General features: G+C 48.2%; 17 protein-coding genes and 1 pseudogene. 12 read left to right on the top strand and 6 right to left on the bottom strand.

Annotated features, from left to right (window positions below; translation table 11 throughout):
• Nucleotides 1-134 precede the first annotated feature (134 nt).
• Entirely contained in the window at nucleotides 135-644 is a 510-nt protein-coding gene (locus tag PD282_RS20965; RefSeq protein ID WP_274652863.1) for a copper amine oxidase N-terminal domain-containing protein, read from the top strand.
• Nucleotides 645-711: 67 nt separating this feature from the next.
• On the opposite strand, the gene PD282_RS20960 is transcribed toward PD282_RS20965, so the two are convergent.
• Nucleotides 712-837, bottom strand: coding sequence for a hypothetical protein (locus tag PD282_RS20960; protein WP_274652861.1), 126 nt, complete (start codon nucleotides 835-837; stop codon nucleotides 712-714).
• A gap of 63 nt (nucleotides 838-900) precedes the next feature.
• Here PD282_RS20960 and PD282_RS20955 point away from each other — a divergent pair, with 63 nt between their 5' ends.
• The 3 genes from PD282_RS20955 to PD282_RS20945 all read left to right on the top strand — a co-directional run bounded on the left by PD282_RS20955 (nucleotide 901) and on the right by PD282_RS20945 (nucleotide 3699).
• Nucleotides 901-2199 carry a phytoene desaturase family protein gene (locus PD282_RS20955; RefSeq protein WP_274652859.1) on the top strand — a complete coding sequence of 433 codons (1299 nt, stop codon included), beginning with the start codon at nucleotides 901-903 and terminating at the stop codon, nucleotides 2197-2199.
• Nucleotides 2200-2237: 38 nt separating this feature from the next.
• On the top strand, nucleotides 2238-3110 hold the full coding sequence (locus PD282_RS20950; protein ID WP_274655397.1) for an RNA polymerase sigma-70 factor: 873 nt from the start codon (nucleotides 2238-2240) through the stop codon (nucleotides 3108-3110).
• 61 nt (nucleotides 3111-3171) lie between these two features.
• On the top strand, nucleotides 3172-3699 hold the full coding sequence (locus tag PD282_RS20945) for a DUF3995 domain-containing protein (RefSeq protein WP_274652858.1): 528 nt from the start codon (nucleotides 3172-3174) through the stop codon (nucleotides 3697-3699).
• A 68-nt stretch (nucleotides 3700-3767) separates the two neighbouring features.
• Here the strand turns inward: PD282_RS20945 and PD282_RS20940 are convergent.
• A pseudogene (locus PD282_RS20940) lies at nucleotides 3768-4390 on the bottom strand (IS3 family transposase); the annotation flags it as partial.
• A gap of 425 nt (nucleotides 4391-4815) precedes the next feature.
• On the opposite strand from PD282_RS20940, the gene PD282_RS20935 reads away from it, so the two are divergent.
• Nucleotides 4816-5238, top strand: coding sequence for a winged helix-turn-helix transcriptional regulator (locus tag PD282_RS20935; RefSeq protein ID WP_274652856.1), 423 nt, complete (start codon nucleotides 4816-4818; stop codon nucleotides 5236-5238).
• Nucleotides 5239-5371: 133 nt separating this feature from the next.
• On the opposite strand, the gene PD282_RS20930 is transcribed toward PD282_RS20935, so the two are convergent.
• Both PD282_RS20930 and PD282_RS20925 read right to left on the bottom strand, forming a co-directional pair.
• A complete protein-coding gene (locus PD282_RS20930; protein WP_274652854.1) occupies nucleotides 5372-6112 on the bottom strand; it encodes a Crp/Fnr family transcriptional regulator in 741 nt (246 codons plus the stop codon).
• A 60-nt stretch (nucleotides 6113-6172) separates the two neighbouring features.
• Complete coding sequence (locus tag PD282_RS20925) at nucleotides 6173-7696, bottom strand: redoxin domain-containing protein (RefSeq protein ID WP_274652852.1); 1524 nt, start codon at nucleotides 7694-7696, stop codon at nucleotides 6173-6175.
• A 220-nt stretch (nucleotides 7697-7916) separates the two neighbouring features.
• On the opposite strand from PD282_RS20925, the gene PD282_RS20920 reads away from it, so the two are divergent.
• The 5 genes from PD282_RS20920 (at nucleotide 7917) to PD282_RS20900 (ending at nucleotide 12041) form a co-directional block, all read left to right on the top strand.
• Nucleotides 7917-8567 carry a peroxiredoxin-like family protein gene (locus PD282_RS20920; protein ID WP_274652850.1) on the top strand — a complete coding sequence of 217 codons (651 nt, stop codon included), beginning with the start codon at nucleotides 7917-7919 and terminating at the stop codon, nucleotides 8565-8567.
• Between the two features lie 59 nt (nucleotides 8568-8626).
• A complete protein-coding gene (locus PD282_RS20915; protein WP_274652848.1) occupies nucleotides 8627-9289 on the top strand; it encodes an NAD(P)H-dependent oxidoreductase in 663 nt (220 codons plus the stop codon).
• 14 nt (nucleotides 9290-9303) lie between these two features.
• Nucleotides 9304-10248 (top strand): NADP-dependent oxidoreductase, encoded by a 945-nt coding sequence (locus PD282_RS20910; protein WP_274652846.1) that lies wholly within the window; start codon nucleotides 9304-9306, stop codon nucleotides 10246-10248.
• A 68-nt stretch (nucleotides 10249-10316) separates the two neighbouring features.
• Nucleotides 10317-10925, top strand: a complete 609-nt coding sequence (locus tag PD282_RS20905; RefSeq protein ID WP_274652844.1) for a nitroreductase family protein — start codon at nucleotides 10317-10319, stop codon at nucleotides 10923-10925.
• A gap of 183 nt (nucleotides 10926-11108) precedes the next feature.
• Nucleotides 11109-12041 (top strand): DMT family transporter, encoded by a 933-nt coding sequence (locus PD282_RS20900; RefSeq protein ID WP_274652843.1) that lies wholly within the window; start codon nucleotides 11109-11111, stop codon nucleotides 12039-12041.
• Between the two features lie 160 nt (nucleotides 12042-12201).
• Here the strand turns inward: PD282_RS20900 and PD282_RS20895 are convergent, their stop codons facing one another.
• A complete protein-coding gene (locus PD282_RS20895; protein ID WP_274652841.1) occupies nucleotides 12202-12546 on the bottom strand; it encodes an MmcQ/YjbR family DNA-binding protein in 345 nt (114 codons plus the stop codon).
• Between the two features lie 85 nt (nucleotides 12547-12631).
• Nucleotides 12632-13321, bottom strand: a complete 690-nt coding sequence (locus PD282_RS20890) for a Crp/Fnr family transcriptional regulator (protein WP_274652840.1) — start codon at nucleotides 13319-13321, stop codon at nucleotides 12632-12634.
• Between the two features lie 270 nt (nucleotides 13322-13591).
• Between PD282_RS20890 and pdxR the strand changes: the two genes are divergently transcribed.
• Together pdxR and PD282_RS20880 are read left to right on the top strand one after the other, a co-directional pair.
• Nucleotides 13592-14998, top strand: a complete 1407-nt coding sequence (pdxR, locus tag PD282_RS20885) for a MocR-like pyridoxine biosynthesis transcription factor PdxR (RefSeq protein WP_274652838.1) — start codon at nucleotides 13592-13594, stop codon at nucleotides 14996-14998.
• A gap of 131 nt (nucleotides 14999-15129) precedes the next feature.
• A complete protein-coding gene (locus tag PD282_RS20880) occupies nucleotides 15130-15867 on the top strand; it encodes a peroxiredoxin-like family protein (protein ID WP_274652837.1) in 738 nt (245 codons plus the stop codon).
• Nucleotides 15868-16010 lie beyond the last annotated feature (143 nt).

The raw sequence follows: 16010 nt of genomic DNA, 5'->3' as shown, positions 1-16010 counted from the left end.
TCCAGAGTGGCATCCCGCCCGCGACCATTACTTGTGATGCCTCGTAAACAAAATAAAGCGATATCTCCCAAAATGAGGAGATATCGCTTTTTACTTTTATTTAAGCTTTAAATTTATAGTGGGAGTGAGTATTAATGAAAATGAAGTTTTATCGTCTCACCATTGCTCTATTCGCTTGTCTCTTTTTCATCAGTGCACAAACCGCGTTAGCGAGTTCGGTATCGCAACATAGGGAGCCGGCCCTAATTATCAATGGTGTAATACAAGAGATAGGGGCAACCCTTGATTCAACTAACACGACAATGGTCCCTTATCGAGAGTTTTTCGAAGCGCTCAAAATGGAAGCCACGTTTGATAATAAGACGAAAACCGTTACTGCTAAAAATGGCGATACAACCGTGACGCTGACCGCTAATTCGAATACGGCGACAGTTAACGGTAAAGATGTGCAGCTCTACGCTGGCCCTTTTATTGATAATGGTATAATGTACGTCAGTCTCCGCTTCATATCGGAAGCTTTTGGCGGGGTCGTTAAATTCATCAAGAACGGTACTGATAGCGAGCATTTAACGGTGAAGGTAGACTTCCAAAAATCGGATGCAGCTGGCAGTATAACCGTTACTGACTCTACTTACTCGAAATGATGTTTTAGCCGCCATCTGATACCTTACTTATCCCGTACGGGAAGGCCTAGTCCTTCCCGAAATCGTATTATGAGGTCACCAGTTCTTTCAGGTTGACCTTTTTTTGTAGTGGCAGCCGGGGATCGAACGTTTCGAGGTAAAGCACCAATAAGTCATTTTTCGCCATGAAGCCAATTTTCAAAAATCCTGTCACAGATCCGCAGCCTCCTCCATCTTAGGTTATGAGTAGACTAATCAGTGAAGGTAGGTCTGGCGGATGAGAACTTTTGATGCAGCTATCATTGGCGGAGGCATTTCAGGCTTGGTGGCAGCCATTGATTTGGCCCGGGCAGGCAAGTCGGTTGTCCTTTTTGAAAAGGCGGGCCAGCTGGGCGGTCGGGCGATATCGGTCAAGAAGAACGGGGCGATCTTCGATATCGGCTCGCATGCCATCATCAAGGGCGGCGCATTGTATGGCATCTTTCAAGATTTAGGGATCCGAATGGAGGGCGGATCTCCCGGAACAAACGTTTCGTTTTTATGGAATAATAAAGTCACCCACATGTTCAAATTTATTCTCTCCCGAAACCTGAGCTGGTCCGGTAAAATGGAATTTATCAAGTTTTTTAAAACCTTGACCCGATTCGATGCCGATTCCGTGCCGGCGATCAGCCTGCGGAGCTGGGCCGAACAGGAATTTAACGATCCGATGACGCGTCATATCATTTATGCGATGTTACGGACAAATTCGTACGCGCCAGCGATCGATCACCAATTGGCCGGCCCCGCCCTGCGTTCGGTTGCACGCACGACCAAAAAGAACAGCATTGTCTACATTCAGGACGGCTGGCAAACCTTGGTGGATCAGCTCTATGAAAAAGCGGTTCGGTCCGGCGTCACCATGATCACGGGGAAAAATGTAACGGGAATCAAGCATGACGGGGCCGTTCGTCAACTGAAGTTTGCGGACGGGCAGGAGATGGACGTCACGCATGTGATTGCCGCCACCCCGCCTGCGGTAACCTTCCGGCTCCTGGGCGACGGGGTCAGCCGTTCGATTGCTAACTGGAAGGAACAGGCGCGTGTTATTGAGGCGGCCAGTTTGACGCTTTCGTTGAAACGGCTTCCGGCCCCCGACCATTTCGCTGTTCTGGGTCTGGATCAGCCCGTGTATTTCATCAATCAGTCGAAATTTACCCGGCTAAGCGAAGACGGCACTTCGGTGGTGAACCTCACGAAAAGCAATGGCTCAGGGGGATCGGATCCGATGGCAGACGAACGCTTCCTCGAACGGATGCTGGACTTGATTCAACCGGGCTGGCGGAAGGAAGTCGTTGCCCGGCAGTATCTCCCCAATATTACGGTCGCCTACGACTTTATGCACCTCGGCAGGGAAGACCGGTTCCCGGGTCCGGCCGTACCCGAAATCGCAGGGCTTTACGTGGCGGGAGAGTGGGCGACCCATGGCGAAAATTTGGCCGATGCCGCCGCGGCAAGCGGGAGGCGTGCGGCCCATCGCGCGGTAATGGACATGGATGGCGTCCGTAAAACCGTGCAAAAAGTCTTATTGGTGTGAGCGACAGGAAGAAAGCGGGGGCTGTCATCTTGGAAAACATGGAAACGGAGCAGGTTTATGCTTTATATAAACCGCTATTGTTCTCCCTTGCTTACCGTATGCTGGGCAGCGTCCAGGATGCGGAAGATATGGTCCAGGAGACCTTTTTAACCTTGCATAAATCGGGTTCCGACCACATTCACCATTTGAAAGCCTACCTGTGCAAAATCGTCATGAACCGCTGTCTCGAACGGCTTCGTTCCGCGAAGAGGCAGCGGGAAGTTTACGTCGGGACCTGGCTGCCCGAGCCGTTCGTGACCATGGCGGGCGATGACACCGATCCGATGCAGGCATACTTGCAGAAGGAATCGGTCTCGACCGCTTACTTGCTGCTGCTGCAGCAAGTATCGCATGTGGAGCGGGTCGTGTTCCTGCTGCGCGAAGCGATGCAGTACGATTACGAGGAAATCGCCGACATCGTGGGCAAAAGCCCTGCGAATTGCCGGCAAATCTTTCATCGCGCGAAACGCAGTCTTCGCGTAAACCATGTGCCAAAACCTTTGGGCCGGTTTGACCGCGAGCAGGCCGCCGGCTTGGTGGAGCAATTCATGCGTGCGCTTGCTTCGGGCGACGCGGCACAAATCATGAAATTCCTTTCAACGGATGCGGTACTCTTCATGGATGGCGGCGGCAAAGTAAACGTCCTGACGCAGCCCCTTCTGGGGCACATCCGAATTTCCCGCAGCGTGGCGGGCTTCTTGAAAAATTTCCCCCAAAGCTTCACCTACCGGTTTGCCTTGGTTAGCGGGCAACCCGGAATCGTCATCGATCTGGAAGGGAAAACGTGGTCGGTTCTTTCCTTTAAAGTTCTGGACGGCCGCATCGCGGATCTCTACTTTGTTGTCAATCCGGATAAATTGACACAGGTATAGAAACAACAACCCGACTTTTTCTGTGCAGCACGCGGAAATGAAAATGAGGAGTTGTTAACAAATGCTCTACGGAAAATGGGAGGCTGAAAAGTCTTCCGTGTGGTCAAAAAGAACTTGGCCCGGTTATGCGTCTTTTGTTTGGGTGATTGTATTTCTTTTATTCCATATTTATTGGGCCTTAGGCGGGCGTTTCGGTCTTGGTAACGCATCTAGCCCGCTTCCTCCGCTTCCCACAAGTTTATCAGCATGGATTTATTTTTATATTGTCATCATGATGTTTGCTGTCGGCACGATCGTTCCCATTGCGATGGTTCAAGCTTGGGGGCGTTATATTCCTCGCCGGATTTTATTTATGGCTTGTTGGATGGGATGCACGGTATTGATTCTGCGCGGAGGAGCAGGCATGGTCGACGATTTTTTTCGGTCAACTGGCATTCTGCCAAACGGGATCACTGGAATGACGTATGAGCAAATATTTGGCGATGAACATATATCAACGTATACGCTATGGTCAAGCCGGGCAATAGATGGGTATTTTTTTCTTGGCGGTATTTTTTACGGTTTGGCTGCTTTATCACGAAGAAAATAATAAATAAAATAAGAATAAGGAGGAATGGTTATACCCCCGTCAAGTAGACAATAAGAAAAGAGCAACAATTATGCGGCGGCTGCTACCCGGTACTCAACCGGAGAGCGGTCGCCGAGTTTTTTCTGGAAACGTTCTTGGTTGTAATAGGTAACGTAATCAGCAATAAGACGTTTAGCCGTCGACATGTCGTTGGGTTTTCGCAGATACAGTTGTTCCGCTTTCAAGTGAGAGAAGAATGACTCCATGCAGGCGTTGTCAAAGCAGCTTCCACGTCTGGAGTGGCTGCCTTTCAGACTTTGGGCTTGCAGTTGGTTTGCGTAGGATTTATGTGTGTACTGGAATCCTTGGTCGGAATGAAGAATCGTCTCATTACGGAAACCAAGCTTCTTCACGGTATCGAGAACAAGCTGCAGATCATTCCGTTCGGAAAGCTTCCAAGCGACAATCTCGTTGTTATACAGCTCCATAATCGTCGACAGGTAGACGAAATCGTGGCGGATACGAACATAGGTAATATCGGTGACTAGCTTGGTGAACGGGGCATCTGCCTGGAACTCTCGTTTGAGTTCATTGGCAAATACCACAGACGGTTACGCCCGGCATTCGGACGCTTCTTACGAATCACAGACCGTATACCGAGTTCACGCATGAGCCGGCGTACTTTCTTGCGGTTCGCAACGTAAAAACTTCTGTCCCTTCTTTGGTGGCATAGAAAAAATCCCCTCCACGTACATAGTGTTTTATCCATATTACCATGGACTCTTTTTTCACTGTGTACCTAAATGAAATGCCGGTTGACATCCTCGAAACAGCCAAATCCCTGCCGGCCTTATAGTTTAACGTTTAGTTTAATTCTTCGTGTGCCGGTACTAAACTTAAACCGAAAGGAAGTTTACGAATGAATACGCAATAACGGTACTGGCGATTTGTATTTCATCGCAATTCAAGTCCAAGCGGGCAGTCTCCGACAATGGGTGCAGACGGATGGCGTCATCCTCGATAAACCAGTGACCTGGCAGGAATAGCATTAGACGCAGCCTGATCACGACAGAGAGGGTAACCTGTTTAGAACGACCACAATAAAACTTGCAAAATGCAAGCACAGATCGTATAATCATGATCATGAAAAAGCGAACATCTACCGTTTGTCCAATTGTATATGCGCTCGATATATGGGGCGATCCATGGAGCCTCGTCGTCCTTCGTGACGTCCTTATCCATAACAAGCGGTATTACCGCGAATTCCTCGCTTCACGTGAGCGCATCGCAACCAATATTTTGAGCGCACGGCTCCAATCACTAGTTGAAGCAGGCTTGCTCGTCAAAATTGAAGGCGAGTCAAATCGGGCACAAACGATGTATCGGCCAACTCAAAAAGCACTTGACCTGATTCCGGTCATATTTGCCATCATGCATTGGGGCCTTAAGTACAACCCCAATACCGATATGAGTATTCCGATCATGCAAGAACTAACAACGAACGAAAAAGAGCTGGAGCAGCGCCTTCTACGGAATTTCGACGATGTACGTTCACAGTAAGATCAATCCCATATATACAACAAAAGGAGCTGCCGCGGCAGCTCCTTTCGCAATTTTCGCCGTTATGAGCGTTAAGCCGCCGGCGGTTTCGGCTGCGTCCGCAATCGCCTTGCCCTGCCGCAGCTCATCCTCGTCATTCAATATCGGTTGGAGTAGAGATCAGAGCACATCCATTACCATGCGTAAGGCTTCGAGAATGATTTTGCTCAAGTACGGTAACAGCAAGTCGAACAGACAGGCGTGATGGCTTCACGACGCCTTCCTTGGCAAGCTCGTTCATCACGCCACTGACCGCTTCGCGGCTGGCACCGAGCATATTGGCAATCTCTTGATGCGAAAGAGGCAGATGGATCAGCACATATCCGTCTTGAATGACGCCGAATTTTGCGCTCAGTGTGGAAAGGAGATGGAGCAAGCGTTTCCTAAGACCATGAAGCGCAAGCTGCTCCAATTCCTCTTGCTCCTTTAACCGGTCGCTGAATGCTTTAAGAAATTTGAGCGCGAGCTGAGGCCGATTGATCATTAGCCGTTCGAACTGAGGCTCGGATAGGGTGCAAATAAGCGACGATTCCATCGTTTCAATATAAACCCCTTTGGTATCGAGCGAGAATGAATCTAACCCTCCGAATATATTTCCTCTCGTGAGAATGCCAAGCGTCATTTGTTTTCCGCTGTCGTTCAGTTTATAGAGTCTCAGCTTGCCCTCTTTGACGAAATAAAGTCCCTCGCGCGCGGACTCTGGGGTTTGGACCAATGTGTTTTTTGTGATCCGATTGAAATGACGGATGGTATCCAGCTGTTCGATCTCTCTAATTTCTTCTTGCGACATTTCTTCAAAAATGCTGATTTGCGATAAATACCAGAGCTTGTTCATCGTATATATCGGGCCTCCCAAACCTTATTGGCAAAGTCATAGGCGTTCGTTGCAATCCCATTATTGCAGCGAACGGACTTTTTTTAAGGCTTCGGACGGTTCCATCCGCGTTCTATGGTTTACGTCTAAAGCACCGGCTACGACGGTTCCTTTTTTATCAATAATATATGTGGCTGTGACAGGAAGCTCAAATGTAGGGTCGCCGTTATATTGATGTAAATCAATGCCGGAATTTTTCTGGATGGCTTGCATAAAGTCAGGCAGCTTGTATTTAAGATTATAGTTTTCCGCTGTTTTGTTGTTCGCATCGCTAAGGACGAAGAAGCTCAGTTCATGTTTTTCTTTCATGGAAAGCGAATGATCCGGTGTTTGCGGGCTAATGGCAATCAATTGAGCACCGGCAGCTTTAATCTCATTCATGATGCGCTCATAGGCCTTCAGTTGCAAATTGCAGTACGGACACCATTCACCCCGATAGAACACGAGAATGACGGGGCCCTTGGCTAGTTCTTCGGATAATGTGACGGGTTTGCCCGTGGCATCCTCCAGGGTAAAGTCGGGAGCCTTATCTCCGATATTCAGTCCTTTGCCTGCACCTTGATCTCGAAGGTTCTGAAGCAATCTGGCAAATGTCGCCGCGGCATCTGGCGACATATGGTTTTGAGCCTGAAATGCATCAAGTTCATCCTTTAAGCTTCTTTTCCGTTTAGAAACATTGTCCTGGACCATAAGCGAAATCGAATTTTGAATGGGCGTGAATTCAAATCCTAAAGATGCTGCTCTGGCATTCAATATCTTCCAAGTATAAGGAAACATGGCGTAGGGCGATAAAGTTTGTTCTTCATGTCGGCCTATATGAAACAGCGGGGTCGTATTCAAGCAGTCCCCTATCTCATAACAGAGCTCTTGGATGCTTAAGTAACCGCTGTTCGCCGCATTGATTGGTCCAACAAAATCGGATTTGGCTCCAAAAAAATGAAGGAATTCGGCCGCATCCCACGCTGTCACATAAGAAATCGGGTGTTCGGATTCCAACACGCCGATAGATTTATGCTCAGCAACATGACTCACATAGTAATCAAAACGGCCTGTATAATCGTCGGTTCCCGATACGACCATGGCTGCGCGAACCGCAACGACGGGAAATGCCGCATTCCGGAAGAAAAAGGCTTCGGCTTGGCGTTTTCCCTCGCCATAGTCATATTTCTGAGCGTTTAAATCATAACCGTATTGTTCCGGCATGAAATCGTCTTCGGTGATTTCGGTATCTTTACTATAATAAACCGCCATGCTTGAGGTTAAAATATATCGCTTAACGCGATCGCCAAACGCCTCCACGGCGGTTTTGGCGTCTTGAGGATTAAAGCAAATTTGATCGTAGATGACATCATAATAACAATTGCCGAACGCTTCCTTCATGGCATCCCGATTCGTCCGATCCACCTTTATTCGGGTCACGGCGTCGCCAAAATCATCCGGTGTCTGCCCTCTTGTTGCAATGGTCACATCATGACCTTCCGCGAGCAATAAATGGACTAAGCGGCGACCGAAAAACGCTGTTCCTCCTAAAACGAGTATCTTCATTCCTATTCTCCTTCACGTTTGAATTCTTACTTTTATTTATTGAGCGAATATTCCCCTGTCATCCAGGTCAAAGTAAAAACTGATCACTTAATGGTTCTTGACGGGTTAGTCTACAGATTAACGCGCCGGTCGAATCGGCATCTGTCATCTACATTACAGAACTCCAATTTTTTTCGAATTATACTCAAGCTATCAAATCGATATTGGAGGTTTCATAACCATGAGCAGCCCAAATTTAACCGAACAGCTGGAAGCGGCCGCACAGCAGTTTAAGGCCAATGCACCGATTGAAGCGCAGATCAAGATCGGTCAGATGATTGAGGAACTTCAGAAATCGGGGATCGCTTCCGGGAAGCAGCCAGGCGAGAAGGCGGTGGACTTTCAATTAACAAACGCTCTGGGCCGGGATGTTATTTTATTTGAAGAGCTCGCGAAAGGACCGGTTGTGCTGGTCTTCTATCGCGGCGGATGGTGCCCTTTTTGCAATATGCAATTAAGGGCTTACCAGCAGATATTGCCGGAAATCCGGGCGATCGGAGCGCAGCTTATCGCGATTAGCCCGCAAAAGCCGGACAATACCTTATCTCTTCAGGAAAAGGAAGGACTGGAATTTCAAGTCCTTAGCGATCCGAACGGTTTGGTAACGGCCAAGTACAATCTGCTCTTCGATGTTCCGCCGGCAGTAAGGAAACTCATGGAAGGCAGCGGAGTTGATCTTGCGGAGTACAACAATACGTCGAAATGGATATTGCCGGTTCCGGCTACATTCATGATCGATGAGAGCGCCATTATTCGCTCCTCTTATGTCAATCCGAATTTCATGCAGCGTCAAAGCACGGAGGAAATTTTGCGGGAGCTCAAAAAGCTGTAACGATTTTGGCGTCATTTGATAAGCAGACTAATCGTTAGTTAAGAAGGAGAGAATAGATCATGACCATAACCAAGGAAGAAATTTTGAAAGCTCATCATTTTCGGCATGCAACGAAAGAATTTGATCCAAGCAAAACCATCTCCGACGACGACTTTGATTTTATTTTGGAAACGGGCCGGCTCTCGCCCAGCTCGTTTAGCTCGGAGCCGTGGAGATTTTTAGTTATTCAAAACGAACAGCTTCTAAGCAAAATCAAAAAAATTTCGTATGGAGCGGCCAGCAAACTGCCGGAAGCCAGTCATTTCGTTATTATTCTGTCCCGGACCTCGCAGGATATGCGATACGACTCCGCCTACCAGATAGAACAGCAGTCCAAAGCCGTTCCGAGGGAACGTTTGGCAAGGCATCTTGAAATCTATGAAGAGTTCCAGAGAAATGATTTCAAGCTCCTGGAGCATGAACGCTTTCTTACCGACTGGGGCATCAAGCAGACGTATATTGCGCTTGCGAACATGATGACGTCTGCGGCGCTAATGGGCATTGACTCCTGTCCGGTCGAAGGCTTTGATATTGAGAAAATGAACCGGTTGTTGGACGAGGAAGGGCTGCTGGAGGACGGACATTTTACGATCTCGGTCATGATTGCTTTCGGTTATCGCAAAAAAGAGCCGGGACCGAGAATACGCCTTCCGTTTGATGATGTTGTGAAGTGGGTCAAATAAAAGGAGGTGTCCAAATGAAAGCAATTGTCGTAACGGACAAGGCAGCCGGAAAGGCCGGGATGAAGCTGGTGGAGCGGCCGGAGCCGGACGCGGCGAGGCTCGCCAGCCTCCCGGGCGCGAGCTACGGCGATGTGATTGTTCAGGTTCATGCGTCGGGATTCACCTGGGATGAGCTGACGTGGCCCTCGACCTGGACCGATCGCTTTGGGCGTGACAGGACACCGTCGATCCCCGGTCACGAGGTGGCCGGAGTGGTCACCGCCCTCAGCTATGGCACAACCGGCCTGTCGGTGGGACAGCGGGTGTTCGGTCTCACGGACTGGACTCGCGACGGCACCCTCGCGGAGTATGTAGTCGTCGAGGCACGCAACCTCGCGCCGCTACCGAGCGATGTCGATTTCACGGTTGGCGCTGGCGTCGCAATGTCGGGGCTGACCGCCTGGCAAGGTCTGTTCGAGCACGGCCGCCTCCGGGCGGGGCAGAGCGTCCTCGTGCACGGTGCGGCTGGAGCAGTCGGGTCGATGGCGGCACAGCTCGCACGTCAGGCCGGCGCATACGTCATCGGCACCGGGCGCGCTTCTCACCGTCAGACGGCGCTTGACTTCGGCGCGCAGGAGTTCGTCGACCTTGAGAATGACACGCTGGAAGACGTCAGCGGCGTCGATCTCGTTTTCGATGTCTTCGGTGGTGACATAGGGAAGCGATCCGCAGGTCTGGTTCGACCCGGAGGAATGCTGGTGACCATCGCCGGACCGCCCGAGGCGCGGCCGGTCGATGGCCTGGCGGTCGACTTCCTCGTCGTGTCCGATCGCGCCCAACTGAGTGAGATCGCTCAGCGGGTTCGTGACGGACGGCTGCGGACGAATATCGGTAAAATCGCCACCTTCGACGATGCCGTCGCCGCCTTCAACTCGACCGAGCGGGTCAAGGGAAAGACGATCATCCGTGTTCGCCCGTAAGGCATAAGGGATTTACGTCAATCAGGATTCAGTCGATGAAATCAAAAAAAATGATAAGGAGAGGTACCATGGAAACCTTAAAAAAAGATTTATTCACCGCACTTCGCGATCGACGCTCCATTTATGGAATTAGCAAAGAATCACCGATTTCAGATCAACGTATCCAAGAAATCATCGAGGAAACCGTTAAACATACACCATCGGCGTTTAACAATCAAACTACCCGCGTTGTTCTGCTCTTAGGTAAACAACATAACAAGTTATGGGATATTACGACCGAGGTTCTCAAAGCAGTCGTTCCTGCCGAACAATTTTCTTCTACTCAGGAAAAAATGAATGGATTTCGGAACGGATACGGTACAGTGCTTTTCTTTGAAGATCAGTCAATTGTGGAGGATTTTATGAAAAAATTCCCATCCTACCAAGAGCACTTCCCGATCTGGTCGCAGCAAACAAATGGCATGCACCAATTGGTGATCTGGATGGCGCTGGAGGCTGAGGGGCTGGGTGTAAACCTGCAGCATTATAATCCGTTAATTGATGAACGGGTGAAAGCAGAATGGAAGCTGCCGGAAAGCTGGAAACTGATTGCGCAAATGCCGTTCGGCAAACCATCTGCCGCAGCAGGTGAAAAGAAATTTAATCCGTTACAAGAACGTATAAAAGTTTTTAAATAATAAGCTGAACCTCGAGGCTGTCTAACGACAGTCTCATTCTTTAATGCCATTATACCCCATTTTATAAGGAGATTGCGCAGACTTCGGCCGAATCCCGGAAATATGTGATGAAGCTAACCCGAATCGATTCGACGTGTAATACCGACAAGTCAATCTGCAAAAGACGGAAGTGAAGGTGAAAATATGGTGAAATATAAGGCATGGACATTTCTGATCGGAGCTAATCTATTTTGGGCCGGTAATATTATTTTTGGAAAATTGATTGTAGCAGAATTGCCTGCTGAATGGACTGTCTTTCTAAGGTGGGTCGTCGGACTGATTCTTCTTATTCCCATTGCCCAATTTATTGAAAAGCCTTCATGGAATCAAATATGGAAGAAGAACTGGATGTTAATCATTCTGTTAGCTGCTTTATCCATTGTGCTCTACACCTATCTCTCGTATGCTTCATTGAAGTTTACATCTGCGACGAACAACGCTCTTTTTACAACCCTTGCGCCTGGCTTGATTATGCTCTTTTCGTTGATTTTCCTGAGAGAAAAAGTAAGTGCCGTTCAGTTCGTTGGATTAATCATCTCTTTTATTGGTGTTCTGACCGTGTTGACGAAAGGCAATCTGCTGCAGTTGTTTCGTACTCAGTATAACGAGGGCGATGCGATTATGCTATTGGCCGTCTTATGTTGGGCTGCTTATTCATTGCTTTTAAAAAAAGCAAAAGGCATTCCGTCTGTGACGTTGGTTGCGATGATTGCTCTGGTCGGTGCTGTTCTGATGATTCCTTTTTTATTTTTCCAGCCGATTCACCCCGATAAAATCACTTCTTTGGGGATCGCAGGGGTTGTTTACATGGGGGTGTTCCCTTCGGTCGGTTCGTTTATCTTTTGGAATCAAGGAGTTAAGATACTGGGTGCGGGCAAGTCCGGTATAACGATGAATCTGATTCCTGTCTTCACAGCAATTATCTCGGTTATTTTGGGGCATGCTTTAGAGATGTCGCAGATACTCGGGGGACTCATGACAATTGCGAGTATGTTATTGATTGCAATAAAACGGAAACGGCTATCACTGATTAGCGCTCCCGTCGCTCAACAGCAGGGCTTAAAGGAAACAATATAAAATCCGTGACCATCTTCAACGTACGGGAAAGTCGATTATTTTTCTGAAGAATGAGCCAAGGGAGCTGTCATTATCGGTTTTCGGATTTCATCTGACGCTGAAGAGGAAGCGATCATTTCCTTTCGGAAACGATCGCTTTATTCGTGGGAAAATTGTAAAACTAAACAGACTCCCGAGTGCTCTTAGGAAGGCTTTTAACAATCAAATCGTAAGAGTGGTCGATCATTTCAAAGATAGCCGACTCCGGCAAAGAACCCTCGAGCATAATCGTATTCCAGTGCTGTTTGTTCATATGATACCCCGGTCGAACGTCCTCATGCTGCTCTCGCAAATTTTCCGCAATCACGGGGTCGCATTTTAGGACTAAGTACCCTTTTTCCTCATAAATAAGAGCGAATATTTTGCCTGCAATTTTTATCGCGAGCGGATCTTGAAGGGGTCCCAAGGGATAATCCTTAATCGCTCCATTTTTGCTTAGACAGTATTCGATCAAATGATTTTGCAAACGGGCTCATCTCCTTCGTAATTGACTCGTATCGTCCATGCCGTTAGTCTAACCGTCGGAAGCATCTTCAGTATCGAGGTGCAGATTATCGAGAAATATTTTTTTCAAGTACGGTAACAGCAAGTTGAACAGACAGGCGTGATGTCTTCACGACGCCTTCCTTGGCAAGCTCGCTCATCACGCCGCTAACCGCTTCACGGCTGGCACCGAGCATATTGGCAATCTCTTGATGCGAAAGTGGCAGATCGATCAGCGCATATCCATCTTGAATGACGCCGAATTTTTCGCTCAGTGTGGAAAGGAGATGGAGCAAGCGTTTCCTAAGACCATGCAGCGCAAGCTGCTCCAATTGTTCCTCCCGCTCATTTAACCGGTCGCTAAGTGCTTTTAGAAATTTGAGTGCAAGCCGGGGCTGATTGAGCATCAGCCGTTCGAACTGAGGCTCGAACATGGTGCAAAGAAATGTCGGTTCCAGCGTTTCAATATAAACCTCTTTGGTGCCGAACGAGAATGAATCCAACTCTCCGAATATATTACCTCTCGTGAGAATGCCAAGCGTGAATTGTTTTCCGCTGTCATTCAGTTTATAGAGTCTCAGCTTGCCCTCTTTGACGAAATAAAGTCCCTCGCGCGCGGACTCCGGAGTTTGGACCAATGTGTTTTTTGTGATCCGATTGAAGTGATGGATGGTATCGAGCTGATCGATCTCTCTCATCTCTTCCGGTGACATTTCTTCAAAAATGCTGATTTGCGATAAATACCATAGCTTGTTCATAGAATATTGGCCCTCCAAATAAAGAGGCGGCAATCGGATGCAAGTTGAGCCGCCTACGACTGTATTCGCTGAGGCTGTGAGCTGCTTCATGGTTTAGAGCTTCCGTTCACAGGTCCATAATAAATAAGGCTCGAAGGTTCATCGGTTTCATCTGCCATCTGAAACTTTATTGGCAATTATCCATTTTAACATGTAAAATTGGATTCAATAAGGTCCACTTTTAATAAGAATTAAGCATACCACTTGTTTGAAAAAGAGGAGGCTTGCTTTATGCCCCGACACACGTTGCCTGCTGAAATGGAATCGAAAACCAAACAAATCTATTCCTTGCTGCGCGAACAGATCTTTCAAGGTGTCTATGCACCCGGTGCTAAGCTCCCATCGACGCGGGATTTGGCAAACGAATTTGGAGTATCGCGGGCACTCATCGTGGACGTGTTTCAACAGCTAATCGCCGAAGGGTACCTGGAGGGCCGTCAAGGCTCTGGCAGCTTTGTCGTTGATTTGGGCATAAGTAAAAGTCAATTCTCTTCTCAGCTCCAAGAAATCGATTTTTCCGGTGAAGGGAACGCTGCGGAACCGCCGGCTCGCTTCCAAGGCATTGATTTTCGTCCAAGTTTTCCGTCTTTGGAGCACATCCCTTTCAAGAAATGGAAAGAAACCGCCATTGCCGCATATGCAAATACTCATTCGGCAGAATTTGGCTATGACGACGATCCAGCAGGCCATTGGCAGCTTCGCGAGAATATTTGTCGGCTTTTGCTGCATGCTAAAGGGATACGGTGTTTGCCTTCACAGGTGATCATAACCGCCGGAGCGACTCAAGCCATAGCCTTGTTGGCCCGGCTTTTATTGAAACCGGGGGATCCAGCAGTCATTGAAGATCCTAGCGCCACCTTCATTCAACATATTTTTGAATCGACAGGTGCCGATCTTATACCGGTTCCCGTAGATGAGCATGGCCTGCGCGTTGACGATATATCGGCTCATCGTCACCCCAAATGCGTGTTCGTCACTCCTTCACATCAATTTCCTTTAGGCAGTATTCTTTCCATTGGCCGGCGCATTCAGCTTATCGATTACGCCCGACAAACCGGATGTTATATTATCGAAGATGATTACGACAGCGAATTCCGTTATACAGGAATGCCGGTACCTGCCTTACGAGAGCTCGACTCGGAACGTATCGTCTATGTCGGGACGTTCAGTAAAAACTTGTTTCCTGCGTTGCGTATTGGTTATATGGTCGTTCCGCATGAGCTGCTTACTCCGCTTCTTCGTTTAAAGAAGCTGACAGATATGAACAGTCCGATCCTGCCGCAAATCACTTTGGCGAGATTTATGACCGAACGCCATCTGGAACACCACATCGCCCGTATGAAGCGTATTTACAGCAAAAGACGAAAATGCCTTATCGCCGGTTTGTCTAACATTTTCGGCAGCAGAGTGAAAATATCCGGGGATGCCGCAGGCCTGCATTTGGTTGCAGAAATGGCCGGAAGCATATGCGACACCCGAGCAGTCGATCAACTTGAGGAGCTTCATATAAAAGTATATCCAGCAGAGAGATACACCATTGTTAAAGGAAGGTACGAAGATCGACTTATTATGGGATTTGGCAATGTGGAAGAAAACAACATTTTAGAGGGGATCAAGGCGATTGCGAGTGTCTTATGATAGGTGAAAGCGCCATTATTTCTTGCTGCGCCATGCCTGCCACTCCCGATCATTTGTTTGTAATCAAGAAACCAACCATTTATTCCCATTTAAAATCGTTCTGCCGTTTCACACATTTTCAAAAATAAAAAGTGGAGAGCTGTAAACTACATTACATAACTTCGATTTTTTTCGAATTATACTCAAGCTATCAAATCGATATTGGAGGTTTCAAAAAGATGAGCAACCCAAATTTAACCGAACAGCTGGAAGCAGCCACGCAGCAGTTTAAGGCTAATGCACCGATTGAAGCGCAGGCCAAGATCGGTCAGATGATTGAGGAGCTTCAGAAATCGGGAATCGCTTCCGGGAAGCAGCCAGGCGAGAAAGCGGTGGACTTTCAATTAACAAACGCACTGGGCCGGGATGTCATTTTATATGAAGAGCTCGCGAAAGGACCGGTTGTGCTGGTCTTCTATCGCGGCGGATGGTGTCCTTTTTGCAATATGCAATTAAGGGCGTACCAGCAGATATTGCCGGAAATCCAGGCGATCGGAGCGCAGCTTATCGCGATTAGCCCGCAAAAGCCGGACAATACCTTATCTCTTCAGGAAAAAGAAGGATTGGAATTTCAAGTCCTTAGCGATCCGAACGGCTTGGTAACGGCCAAGTACAATCTGCTCTTCGATGTTCCGCCGGCAGTAAGGGAACTCATGGAAGGCAGCGGAGTTGATCTTGCGGAGTACAACAATACGTCGAAATGGATATTGCCGGTTCCGGCTACATTCATGATCGATGAGAACGCCATTATTCGCTCCTCCTATGTCAATCCGAATTTCATGCAGCGTCAAAGCCCGGAGGAAATTTTGCGGGAGCTCAAAAAGCTGTAACGATTTTGGCGTCATTCAATTGTGAGCAGCGCGAGTACGGCTTGAATCCAAAACCCGTAAGAGGCCGAAAATGGCTTTCGCGTGGTGCTCACGAGAAATTTTTTCTTTCTTCTTCTCGATGACGCACTCGGCCATTACCGCTC

The organism is Paenibacillus humicola, from assembly GCF_028826105.1.
Taxonomy (GTDB): domain Bacteria; phylum Bacillota; class Bacilli; order Paenibacillales; family Paenibacillaceae; genus Paenibacillus_Z; species Paenibacillus_Z humicola.
This window is presented reverse-complemented; position numbering and strand designations above follow the sequence as displayed.